This window comes from Siphonobacter sp. BAB-5405 (assembly GCF_002872335.1).
In the GTDB taxonomy this organism is placed as follows: domain Bacteria; phylum Bacteroidota; class Bacteroidia; order Cytophagales; family Spirosomataceae; genus Siphonobacter.
The window spans coordinates 82,997-96,118 of the sequence record NZ_NJAG01000009.1 but is presented as its reverse complement, the minus strand read 5'-3'; the positions used below and the strand labels follow the sequence as shown (position 1 = coordinate 96,118).

Genomic DNA, 13,122 nt, shown 5'->3' with positions numbered 1-13,122 from the left:
GTGCTTTTTTGTCTCCTACTCATTTTCGTAGGAGTTATCGGTACATATCCTTTCCCGAACGACCGAGTCCCGGCGATCGAGAAACAGGTATGCGTGTTGCTGATAATCTAGTTTAACAATCCAAATTACACATGAAAATTTCTACCTCTCAATCAGCGGCTTACTTCAGGCCACTACTAGCACTATTCTTGTCCTTATTACTGGGACTAACGTTACCTTCAATGACGTATGCTCAGGAAGGTTCGCTTTGTTACAAACCCATTGTTGGAGCTGGCGTCACCGCTGCTCCGCTGGGTGGTTCGGTAGCAACCGTTGGCTTTTCTACAGGGAATACCCCCGATAAATTAACCAACGGCAATCTTAATGACTACGCAGAAATTTCTAATATCGTAACCCTGCTCGGTAATGGAGGTGTGAGTGTCAGAAATAGTGCAATGACCTATCCAGCAGGCTGGCACGCCGGGTACGTAGTAGAACTAGGAGGTTCTGGATTAGTAAATGCGGATGTGCTCAACGGCTTTATCATTCAGACCGATGATGGTAATGCTGCCACGGCTCCTGAAACGTTTACAATTGCGAATGGTGTAGGCGTCACGGTGATTGCGGGCAGTTCGACGGGACGGGTTTACTTGAATTTTAAAACCACGCGTCCTTTCAATGAAGTTCGTCTGTATAAACCTCAAACGTTGAGTGTTTCCCTGGCCTCGTCGCTGCGGATTTATTATGCGACTGCTTTTGACCCCAGCTGTGGCTTCAAGGAAAACAACAACATTTGCTACGATCAGATTGCAGGTAATCAGACAGTGGTGAATTATTCCAACGGGCTAGCGGGTGTACTTTCCGGCCTGTCCGATCCCCAGAACATCATTGACGGCAATAAGAATACAGCCGCTTCCTGGACGCTTACCGTGGGTACAGGTCTGTTGTCGAATGCTCCCTTTGTCGGCGTGAACAGCCTGCAGCAGGTTTATCCGGCTGGTAGTAAGGCTGGCTTTGTAATCCAGGTCAGTAATGGGGGTCTCTTAAGTGCAGATGTCCTGAATAGCCTGGCGATCCGTACCTATCTACACGGTCAGCTTCAGGATGATGTTAACCTGAGCAGTAGCACGGGTCTCCTGGGCCTGAGCCTGCTTTCGGGCAGCAATACTACCCCAGCTCAGGAAGTAGCCATTACGACAACGAAGCCCTACAATGAGATACGGCTGGTACAGCGTAATGGCATTGCCGCCAATGTGCTAAGTTCACCTCTGCTGATCTACTATGCGTTTGAAAGTGGCTCCGCCTGTGCCGAATGTCGGTCTTTGCTCGTAAGTACGGCTAGCCAGAACCGGTTCAAAGGAGCTGTTGCTTCCACCACGACGAATGCTTTTAATGTTCCAATTATTGATGACACCCCTAACGTAGTGAACGCCGATACGAATGATTTCGCCACCTATATTTTTCCAACGGTTAGTATCGGTGGTTCGGTTCAGCTGACGATTCGCAACAACGGAACCACTGCTAATGTGGATACCATTCCCCGGTATTCCTTCGCGGGTTTTGTCATCGAACGCGTGGGCGGCCTATTGAATCTGGGGCTATTGGATAACATTGTTATTACCACCTATAACGGAGATACCGAACAGCAAAGTCGCACAGCGGGTGGATTACTGGGATTAAGTTTGATTACAGGTCGTGATGGTCGCTCTACGATTGGATTTAAAACGACCCTGCCCTATAACCGGATTCGAATTACGATTAATACTCCGGTAGGAGTTAACCTGGGAGGCCGTATTCGTATTTATAACGCCCTGGCTTCCCTGGACGATGACAACGACGGCGTACCGAATTGCTTTGACGTCTGCCCTGCCGGCAATGACGCTCTGGATTCCGACGGCGATGGTACCCCGGACTGCGTCGATGGCTGTAATCAGGTGAACAACAAATCACCTTTCGTAGATACGGATTCCGACGGCATTTTCAACGCCTGTGATGCCGACAGTGACAACGATGGTATTCCCGATACCATTGAGGGCATTGATGTGGATACGGACGGCGATGGCATTCCCAACTACCTGGATCTGGATAGTGACAACGATGGCATTCTGGATCTGTACGAATCGGGCGTTGCGGTAGGCAACAACGATGCTAATCAGAATGGTGTACTGGACACGGCTAACCCCGTTTCTACCAACACCCCCCGTGACACAGATGGCGATGGCATCCCTGACTTCCTTGATCTGGATAGCGACAATGACGGCATTCCGGATCTTCAGGAAAGTGGTCTGACGGGCTACGCTGATACGAATAATGATGGAGTAGTGGATGGTCCAGACGCCGATCAGGATGGAATTCAGGACAGCGTAGATACCAATGATGCCGCCTTCGGTTCGCCCAACATGCCGCTGCCTAGAGACACCGATGGTGATACGATTACGGATCAGCGTGATCTGGACAGCGACAATGACAGTATCCCCGATCTGATTGAGAGTGGTAAGACGGGCTTGACGGATACCAACAACGATGGTGTTGTAGACGGTCCGGACACTGATGGTGACGGGATTCGGGATAGTGCGGATACGGACGATACGGTTTTCGGATCTCCGGGGATCACACCAGTAAAAGATACGGACGGTGATACCAAACCGGATTATGTAGACCTTGACAGCGATCAGGACAGCGTTTCGGATCTGGTTGAAAGTGGCAAGCCTGGTCTGGTCGATGGCAACAATGATGGCGTCGTAGATGGTCCGGATGCCGATGGTGATGGTATTCAGGATAGTGCAGATACCAATGATGCCGTGTTTGGCTCGCCGGGCACTACGGCTCCCCGTGATACGGACAACGATGGTACGCCGGATTATAACGATCTTGATAGCGACGGTGACGGCACCAATGATATTGTCGAAAATGGTAAGGGTTCAACCGACACCAACAATGATGGCAAGGTAGATGGCCCGGTAGATACCAATGACAATGATGGTATTGCCGATGCCGTGGATAACAAACCCAGTGAGTTTGGTGGGCTGAGTAATGCGGCTCCAGACCTGGGCGTTACGGTGGTCATTCTGCCTTCGATCGTTACAGGTAATACGGCTATTACGGTTCGTGCTACTGTAGTGGAGTTAGCGGGTAATCCTACCACTGGCACCATCACGCTTAATATTAGACGATCAGCGAACTGGACTATCGGCGTTAGTACCGGTACCGTAATCAATGGCTGGACGTATCAGGGTATATCAGGTGTAAACCACGTATTTACCACCACGAATAGCATTCCTGCCAACGGTGCTTCACGACTGAATATTCCGGCCAACTTTATTCCGGCAGGTAATAGCGGTGTCTACGTCTTTACCGCGTCCGTGGCTGCGAATTCCGGCGGTGAGACGAACACTAATAACAACTCCGATCAGGAAACCATTACGTTCAATCCCTAAACGAATGATTCACTTTTAAACTGACAATCATGAAAAATATCATAGCTTTCGTACTTCTCCTCGTTTCCGTTCAGGTATTTGCTCAGGATCCTGATGTGGGTGGAACGACCATCATCGGAACCGTAGGTGATGGCTCTGCTCCCTTTCAAAATGGTGAAAGCATTTCGTTTTCCATTGACGCCGGTAATGCTGGAGCGGCCCCTATGATCTGGCCGAATCCTTCGAATCTGCCTTTCGAGGTGAATATTACCGTGACTCACTTTGCCAATCCACAAGTGATCATTTCCGGTGAGAGCAATGCCAATTATTTTGGTACTCCAACGATCACGTTACTGGATGCGGCTACTCAGACGTACACAATTAACATTTCCCAAAACCTGACTATTCCCGCAAGCTCGTACACCGTGTTTACGATTACGGGTACAGCTTCAGGAACAGTAGGTAGCATTGTTGGCTATCAGGCAAACGGAGATCCAGGCGGATATACGGGTACCAACGTCGGAACGGATAATCCTAGTTCGAGCGGTACCATCAATGAAGTCCCTACTCCCGTATCACTGATCGCTTTTACGGCGAAAGCAGCGGGCAATAATGCCCAGCTTGACTGGTCAACGGCTCAGGAGAAGAACAATGCTTTCTTTGAAGTGCAGCACTCAACCAATGGCCAGGACTTTGAATCGGTAGGTACAGTAACGGGAAAAGGAACCACTACGGCTCGGCAAAACTACTCGTTCGTCCATCCTGGTTTGAATCCGTCCTTGACCCACTATTATCGTCTTAAACAGGTGGATACAGACGGAAGCTTCGCCCTGAGTCAGGTTCGGTCGGTTAAACTGGATCACTACGTAGGCATTCAGCTGAAGGCTAGTACGGACCCTTCGCGTAATGTACATGTCCTGGTCAACTACGGTGACGAGCAGCTTTCCAACCTGGCTACGGTTCACCTGATGGATTTATCAGGCCGTACCTTGAGTTCGAAGCAACTAGAGCTGGAAAAAGGACACAATCGTGTTAATTTTTCAGCCTCTTCACTAAGCTCAGGTCTTTACCTGATCCGTTTAGAGAACATTTCACAACCGGCGGCGGTAAAAGTAGCATTACCCTAAAATTGTCCTTTTAACGCAGAAAAGACCAGCAGCATGTTGCTGGTCTTTTCTGCGTTAAAAGGGTATTCTAAACTTTTTAAAATGCTTTTATAAATACCACAGTAAACGATCATAATTATTTACCTATAAAAAATAAATCATTTAATGCAGGACAATAAGGGTTTCTACATGCTTATTAGTCCAATATAGTCAATCATAATCTTGGTAACCATAAAAGGATTCTCAGAAAAAGAATTCATCCACGCCAAGTCTAATTGATCTTCTTATATCTTAGAATTTTCAAAACAATTCCATCAAATTATAATTTATACGTATAGTCACATCAGAAAGGTTATTTTTTTAAAAAAAAGAGGTAAAAATTTAAAAAATAATTGACAGTGTAAGTTATTTAATTACTTTTACACCCGCTTGACAAGTGGTAACAAATCCATCAAGCACCTCATGCTTAAGCACTTTAGCTCAGCTAAAAACCTAATTTTCTGCTTTTGCAATGAGAATAACCATCGACCAATCCAAATTAATCCTTGTGAAAATTAGCGACCGCCTATGACTAATTTTACAACCCACGAACTATCTTTTCTTTCGCCCTGCTCCTAGCATACGTACGTCTTTATTCTGACTTAACGACTCCGATAAGTTAGCGTTTACGTGTGTGCTTTCCGGTCTCCCTTTAGCTAGGGAGTCAGACGTTTCTATGCCTGATTTAACCCTCAACAATAAGGGTTAAATGAGTAACTTTTCGATTTCAATCCAAATTAATTCAATCTATGAAAACATTTACCCGGTCACACTATGCCCGAGCCGTACTCAGGTTTGGGATAACCTTTAGTATTTTCTTTGTAACGCTGCTCTCGCAGACCTTTGCTCAGCGGGCTCTCAGACGCGTGTACGCCAACAACGCGACGCCCGGAACTACCAGTATTCCAGTGGTTGGAGCTGGTTCTGTTAGTAATCCCAATAATGCCATTACTAACACCACCCTGGCAGAAAGAAACCTGTCAGCCAATATAAACGCTACTGGTTTAGGAGCAACGGCCTTCATTAACTTAACGTTTCCCAGCTCAATTACTGCCAATACGCCTATTCACATCAAGCTAGGCAGTACAGCAAGCTTACTAGGGATTGGTGAAGCATTACGCGTTCAGGCAATTAATGCTTCGGGGACCTTACTAGGCTCGCCTTCTCAGGTTTCAGGCTTGTTGTCACTGGTAGGCGGCGTCAATGAGTATGAATTAATCTATACACCCACTGTGGCGAATCAGGGGGTACGGATTACCTATGCTCCGACGCTGTCTTTATTAAGCGGTGGAATTAACGTATACGGTGCCTATTATAAAACTAATGCTACGGGCGTCGCCTGCGACTCACCGGATGATCAGCTCAATGGGGCCGTTGGCTTGGCTACGGGTGTCGCTGGTGGGGTATTAAACCCACTCAATGCCGTGGATGGTAACCTCAATACGGCAGCAGTGCTACAAACGGCCGTTGGTGCCACGGGTTATATTCACTCTACGGCTGTTTTTACTTCTGAAGGAGCTTCCGGCGATAGCGTTAAGGTATTGATTCAACGCACGGGTAATTTACTGGATTTACAACTGCTCAGCTCATTCTCCATTAACACGTATTTAGGCAATACACCGGTAAATTCGGGCATAACGGGTAATCTGCTCTCCCTGAATTTGTTGAGTGGTACAAGCGATCGCTACTACATAGGCTTCCGGTCAACTGGTGCTTTTGATCGCATTGAGGTACGTACGGCAGGGGTACTTAACCTACTCGGTAATTTAACCATCTATGAAATTCAGCGGACGCCAGGAGCTCCGGTCGTTGCCCCGACCAGCCAGAACGTAACGATCTACGCGGGCAATACGGCTACGCTGACGGCTACTACCACCGTTGCCAGTGATAACGTCATCTGGTACAGCTCTGCAACGGGAACGTCGCAGGTAAGTACCAGCAAAACGTTCACAACACCGGTATTAAATCAGACGACCCGTTACTACGCAGCGACCCAGCGTAACGGCTGTACGGAAACTTCCCTGCGGGCTGCGGCCGTAGTTAATGTACTTTCACTGACGGGCTTTACGAATCCTCCCAGCGGGCAGGTAGGTCAGGCGTATACGGGTGCATTATCGGCTACTTCAAGCGGTGCAAACCGGACGCTGAACTACGCCCTGGCAACGGGTTCTAACCTACCCGCTGGCCTGACGCTCGCTGCGAACGGAACCATTACGGGTACCGTCGCTCCCAGTGCTACACCCGGTACGTATCAGATCAATGTGAACATCACTGACGTAACCGGCGGCGGAAACCTCCCGGCGGGTAGCCACGTGTATACCCTGGTCATCGCTCCCGCGAACCTGGCATTACCCGCATTTGCTCTGGGCAATGGTACAGTAGGAACACCGTATGCCTCGGCGGCCTTGCCGGAGCCTACGGGTGGAAATCCGAAGTACACGTATACCGTTACCAATTTGCCTCCCGGTCTAACGTTTGACCCCAATACCCGTGTTATTTCGGGTACGCCGACAACGGCGGGCTCGTATACGGTACGCGTTCAGGTTTCTGATTCTTCCAATCCTTCACAAACTACCTTCCGGGATGTAACGGTAATTATTTCGCCGGCTACGCTGATCTTGCCTGATACAACGCTGGCAACGGGTCAGGTAGGAAATCCTTATGTAACGACGATTCCGGCGGCCCGGGGCGGTACCTCGCCCATCACCTACACAGCTGCTGATGTTCCCGCTGGACTGACGTTTAATCCAGAAACGCGTCAGATCACGGGTACGCCCACGCAGTATGGCACCTTTACGGTAGCCGTTACGGCATCGGATGCGGGTAATCCCCAGCAAACGGCTACGCGGAATTATACGCTGCGAGTCAATCCGGCACCGCTGGTATTACCCGAAGCTACCTTGGCTGCGGCTCAGGTAGGTACTGGTTATACGGCTACAATTCCGGCTGCTACGGGTGGAACCACACCCATTACCTATTCAGCGACGGGCGTACCGGCTGGTTTGACGTTCAACCCTGAAACCCGTCAGCTGACGGGTACGCCAACTACGTCAGGTACGTTTACGGTGACAGTGACGGCAACGGATGCCGCTTCGCCGGCTCAAACGTCTACTCGTACGTATACGGTGACAGTTAATCCGGCTACGCTGACTTTGCCTGTGGCTACGCCAGTTACCGCTCAGGTAGGAACGAGTTATTCAACCACGCTCCCAGCCGCTTCGGGTGGAACAACGCCCGTTACGTATTCCGCTACGGGTATTCCCGCTGGATTAAGCTTCAACCCTACGACCCGGGTTATTTCGGGTACACCGACGACTGCAGGTACGTTTACCGTAACGCTGACGGCTGCTGACGCGGGTAATCCGCAACAAACGGTTTCACGGGATTACACCATTACAGTAAATCCGGCTACGCTGGTACTGCCCGATACTTCGTTAGCGACGGCTCAGGTTGGAACCAACTATACGGCTACGATTCCCGCCGCTACGGGTGGAACCACACCGATCACCTATTCCGCTTCGGGTGTTCCTGCCGGACTGACGTTCAACCCGGCCACGCGTCAGATTACGGGTACGCCCACGCAAGCTGGTACGTTCACGGTAGCCGTAACGGCTACGGATGCGGGGAACCCGCAACAAACCGCTACGCGTAATTACACGCTGACGGTAGTTCCTGCCACACTCGTCCTGCCCGCTGCTACGCTAACGGCTGCTCAGGTAGGTACGGAATACACCGCTACGATTCCAGCGGCTACGGGTGGCACCACGCCGATTACGTATGCAGCCTCGGGAGTTCCCGCTGGCCTAAGCTTTGATCCGGCTACCCGCCAGATTACGGGTACACCCACGCAGTCAGGAACGTTCACCGTAACGGTTACCGCTACGGATGCCGGTGATCCCCAGCAAACGGCTACGCGTAATTACACGCTGACGGTGAATCCCGCTACGCTGGTATTACCTGCGGCTACGCAGGCTACCGCTCAGGTTGGCACCAGCTATACTACGACGCTTCCCGCCGCTACCGGTGGTACCTCTCCCATCACCTATTCGGCTACGGGTGTTCCCGCAGGTTTGAGCTTCAATCCTGAAACACGTCAGATCACGGGTACGCCCACGACGGCAGGTACCTTTACGGTAACGCTAACGGCTACGGACGCGGGTAATCCACAGCAAACGGTTTCACGGGATTACACCATTACGGTAGTTCCGGCTACGCTGGTACTACCCGCCGCTACCCTGGCAGCTGCTCAGGTGGGTAATCCTTATACGGCTACGATTCCGGCCGCTACGGGTGGCACTACGCCGATTACGTACGCCGCGACAGGTCTTCCGGCTGGACTGACCTTCGATCCCGAAACGCGTCAGATCACCGGTACGCCCACGCAATCCGGTACGTTTACGGTAGCGGTTACGGCTACGGATGCGGGTAATCCGCAACAAACCGCTACGCGTAACTTCACGCTGACGGTGAATCCAGCTACGCTGGTACTGCCCGCCGCTACGCTGACGGCTGCTCAGGTCGGTACGGAATACACCGCTACGATTCCGGCCGCTACGGGTGGAACCACGCCGATTACGTATTCCGCGACAGGATTACCCGAAGGACTCTCCTTTAACCCGGTGACGCGTCAAATCACGGGTACGCCAACCCAGTTCGGCAACTTCACGATCGAAGTAACGGCTACGGATGCGGGCGATCCTCAACAAACGGCTACACGGACCTATTCGCTGACGGTGAATCCGGCTACGCTGGTATTGCCTACGGCTACGCTGGCTACGGCTCAGGTAGGAACGCCCTTCTCCGTAACGACGCCCGCTGCTTCGGGTGGAACCACACCGATTACTTACTCTGCTACAGGTCTTCCGGATGGCTTGAGCTTCAATCCGGCAACTCGCCAAATTACGGGTACACCTACTTCGGCAGGTACGTTCACGGTAACAGTGACGGCGGCTGATGCCGGTTCACCGCAACAAACGGTTTCGCAGGACTACACCATTACAGTAATTCCAGCCACGCTCGTACTGCCCGATGCTACGCTCGCTGCGGGTCAGGTGGGTTCAACGTACGCTACGACAATTCCTGCAGCTACGGGTGGAACGACGCCCATTACGTATTCAGCTTCCGGTGTCCCGGCTGGTTTGACGTTCAATCCAGCAACGCGTGAAATCACGGGTACGCCGACGCAATCGGGTACGTTTACGGTTGCTGTTACGGCCACGGATGCCGGTAACCCGCAACAAACCGCTACGCGTAATTATACGCTGACGATCAACCCGGCTACGCTAATCCTGCCTGACGCTACGCTGGCAGCTGCACAGGCGGGTACGACTTACACAGCTACGCTCCCCGCGGCTACAGGTGGTACCTCGCCCATTGCATACGCTGTTTCTGGTTTACCAGCTGGACTGACGTTCAATCCAACGACGCGTGAAATCACGGGTACGCCGACTGAATTCGGTAACTTTACCGTTGTGCTGACGGCTACGGATGCCGGTAACCCGCAACAAACGGCTACGCGTAACTACAACCTGACGGTTACTCCTTCAGGTTTGGCTCAGGCTCCCATTACGCTGCCAGACGGTGTGACCGGAACGGCTTATACGGCCTTCATTCCGCAGGCTACCGGTGGTACAGGTCCTTATACCTATACGGTGAACAATCTGCCTCCAGGGTTGGTCTTCAATCCTGCGACTCGTCAGATTTCTGGTACGCCCACGCAATCCGGAGTATTCACCAACATCACGGTAACCGTTACGGATGCAGGTTCTCCCGCTCAAACGATTACACAAACGACGAGCCTCACCATCACCGAAGTACCGACCCCCGTTACCCTGATCGCCTTCACGGCCAAGGCTGCCGGATCGAACGTACAACTCGAATGGGCAACGGCTCAGGAAAAGAATAACGCCCTCTTCGAAGTACAACACTCCACCAACGGACGTGACTTCGAAACCGTAGGTAGCCTGGACGGCAAAGGTACCGTAGCTACGCGTCAGAATTATTCCTTCGTGCACGCATCGGTGAACCCTGCCTTCATCCACTACTACCGCCTCAAGCAGGTAGATCAGGATGGCAAGTCTACGCTCTCTCCGGTTCGTTCGGTGAAACTCGACGGCTACGTAGGCATCGCGATGAAAGCCAGTACCGATCCTTCGCGGAATGTTCGCGTATTCGTAGACTATGGTGACGAACAATTGTCGAAAGAAACGACCCTGTATCTGATGGATCTTTCAGGCCGTATCCTGAGTTCGCAGCAACTGGAGCTGCAACCCGGTCGCAATACGGTAGAATTCTCTTCTTCTACGCTGGGTTCAGGTATTTACCTGATTCGAATGGATAATGCCTCGCACAAAGCGTCGGCGAAAGTAGCTCTGCCTTAGCAGAACCTACGCCTTAAAAAAGCCGCCCCGGTTATTCGGGGTGGCTTTTTTTTTGTTCATTGTACGTATCTTTTCACGGGAATTTCCGGACTTGTTATGTGTTGATTTCCGCAACCTCTTTACCCATTCTATCAATGAAAACGCTTTTTTTAACGCTGGGGCTGGCTCTGCTGACTTCGGGCGTATGGGCTCAACAGGCTTTCTCTCACGGGAAATTACGGGTAGCATCCAATCATCGGTATCTGGTTCACGCCGACGGCACTCCCTTTTTCTGGCTGGGGGACACGGCCTGGGAATTGCTACACCGACTGAACCGGGAAGAAGCCGACCGCTATCTCAAACGCCGGGCCGAACAGGGATTTACCGTGGTACAAGCCGTAGCTCTGGCCGAGCTGGATGGCCTGAATACCCCAAATGCTCTGGGTGAAAAGCCCCTTCGTAACCACGATCTTACCCAACCCAATGAAGCGTATTTTCAGCACGTGGACTACGTGATTCAAAAGGCGGCTTCGTACGGAATCGTCATTGCTCTGTTACCAACCTGGGGAGATAAGCTGAACAAAGCCTGGGGGAAAGGCCCCGAAATCTTCACGACTCAAAACGCCCGCACTTTCGGCCAATGGCTGGGAAACCGGTACAAAAATCAGGCAAATGTGGTATGGGTGATCGGTGGCGACCGTACCCCTCGTGATAAGTCGGATGACGTGGCCGTCTGGCGGGCCCTGGCTCAGGGTGTCACCGAAGGCGTGGGGGGAGTGGATCAGGCCCTGATGACCTTTCATCCCCAACCCAATGAGCTGACCATGGGTGGCTCTTCGCACTGGTTTCATCAGGATAGCTGGCTGGATTTCAATATGCTACAGAATGGTCACTGCCGCGATACGCCTACGTACGACAAAATTGCCTTCGTCTACAACCGAATGCCCGCCAAACCCGTGCTCGATGGTGAGCCTATTTACGAAGACCATCCCGTGTGTTTCAACGCCAAAGACCTCGGCTATTCCAATGCGTACGATGTGCGGAAGTACGCGTACTTCGACCTTTTTGCGGGTGCCCACGGCCATACGTACGGCTGTCACGATGTCTGGCAAATGTACACGCCCCGGCACGAACCCGTCAACGGGCCACATCTTTCCTGGGAAGAAGCGTTGAATCTGCCCGCGGCTAATCAGATGCAGTATGTACGGGCGTTGATGGAGTCGCGACCGTTGCTCGACCGGGTGCCGGATCAGTCGCTGATCGAAGAAAATCAGTACGGACCCGCCGACCGGATTCAGGCGACGCGGGGTAAGGATTACGCTTTCGTGTACTCCGCTGCCGGACGGCCCTTTACAGTCCGACCCGGAAAAATTTCGGGAACCTCCTGGCAGGCGACCTGGTATGATCCGCGTACAGGAGCCAGTAAAGCGGTCGGGAAAGTGTCGGGTCAGGAGCCTCAGAAATTTACTCCACCCACGCAAGGATACGGACAGGACTGGGTATTGATTCTCGACGACGCCAGCAAGGCCTACCCTTTGCCGAAGTGATGATTGAAACGACTGTTTCGTTCGGGTATTTTTTAATCCGTACTTTTGATCAAAATCCGTATGTACTAATGAATCGTCTGTTCCCCGTCTTTCTAAAACTCGAAACGCTGGATGTCCTGCTGGTGGGTGGTGGCAACGTTGGCCTGGAAAAACTGACCGCCTTACTCCAGAACAGTCCAGATACTGCGGTGACGGTAGTAGCCCCGCTCATTCGCGACGAAGTACGGCAACTGGCCGGGCAACACCCCCGCGTCCGACTCGTCGAGCGGGCCTTTGAACTCCGTGACCTGGACCATACCGATCTGGTGATTCTGGCAACGGACAATCCCGCTTTACACGCCACCATTAAAACCGAAACCCGGCAACGACGCATCCTGACCAATGTGGCCGATACCCCAAATCTCTGCGATTTGTACCTGGGGAGCATTGTCCAGAAGGGAGATCTGAAAATTGCGATTTCCACGAATGGGAAATCGCCAACCCTGGCCAAGCGGTTGCGGGAGTTTTTCAGCGAAATCATTCCCGATAATATTCAGGAAATTCTGGATAATCTGGTCGTCATACGCGAGCGGATCAAAGGCGATTTTCAGGCGAAAGTCAAACAGCTCAACGATCTAACGGAAGGGCTGGTCAAAGAAGCTCCGTCCAAAGATTCCTGAATTTTTTGGCTCGTTTT

Annotated in this window: 5 protein-coding genes; all 5 read left to right on the top strand. The window is 51.7% G+C overall.

The features are described 5' to 3' along the window. Window positions 1-131: 131 nt before the first annotated feature. The 5 genes from BWI97_RS09490 to BWI97_RS09470 all read left to right on the top strand — a co-directional run bounded on the left by BWI97_RS09490 (window position 132) and on the right by BWI97_RS09470 (window position 13,105). On the top strand, window positions 132-3,416 hold the full coding sequence (locus BWI97_RS09490) for a hypothetical protein (RefSeq protein WP_141217410.1): 3,285 nt from the start codon (window positions 132-134) through the stop codon (window positions 3,414-3,416). Between the two features lie 29 nt (window positions 3,417-3,445). After that, window positions 3,446-4,522 (top strand): hypothetical protein, encoded by a 1,077-nt coding sequence (locus BWI97_RS09485; RefSeq protein WP_102200848.1) that lies wholly within the window; start codon window positions 3,446-3,448, stop codon window positions 4,520-4,522. Between the two features lie 767 nt (window positions 4,523-5,289). Continuing rightward, entirely contained in the window at window positions 5,290-10,920 is a 5,631-nt protein-coding gene (locus BWI97_RS09480; protein ID WP_102200847.1) for an S-layer family protein, read from the top strand. 134 nt (window positions 10,921-11,054) lie between these two features. Next, entirely contained in the window at window positions 11,055-12,446 is a 1,392-nt protein-coding gene (locus BWI97_RS09475) for a glycoside hydrolase family 140 protein (protein ID WP_102200846.1), read from the top strand. Between the two features lie 68 nt (window positions 12,447-12,514). Next, window positions 12,515-13,105 carry a bifunctional precorrin-2 dehydrogenase/sirohydrochlorin ferrochelatase gene (locus BWI97_RS09470; RefSeq protein WP_094810179.1) on the top strand — a complete coding sequence of 197 codons (591 nt, stop codon included), beginning with the start codon at window positions 12,515-12,517 and terminating at the stop codon, window positions 13,103-13,105. Window positions 13,106-13,122 lie beyond the last annotated feature (17 nt).

Excerpts from the sequence above, each read along its gene's own strand:
- BWI97_RS09490 (WP_141217410.1), top strand. The coding sequence starts at position 132 with ATGAAAATTTCTACCTCTCAATCAGCGGCTTACTTCAGGCCACTACTA.
- BWI97_RS09485 (WP_102200848.1), top strand. The coding sequence starts at position 3,446 with ATGAAAAATATCATAGCTTTCGTACTTCTCCTCGTTTCCGTTCAGGTA.
- BWI97_RS09480 (WP_102200847.1), top strand. The coding sequence starts at position 5,290 with ATGAAAACATTTACCCGGTCACACTATGCCCGAGCCGTACTCAGGTTT.
- BWI97_RS09475 (WP_102200846.1), top strand. The coding sequence starts at position 11,055 with ATGAAAACGCTTTTTTTAACGCTGGGGCTGGCTCTGCTGACTTCGGGC.
- BWI97_RS09470 (WP_094810179.1), top strand. The coding sequence starts at position 12,515 with ATGAATCGTCTGTTCCCCGTCTTTCTAAAACTCGAAACGCTGGATGTC.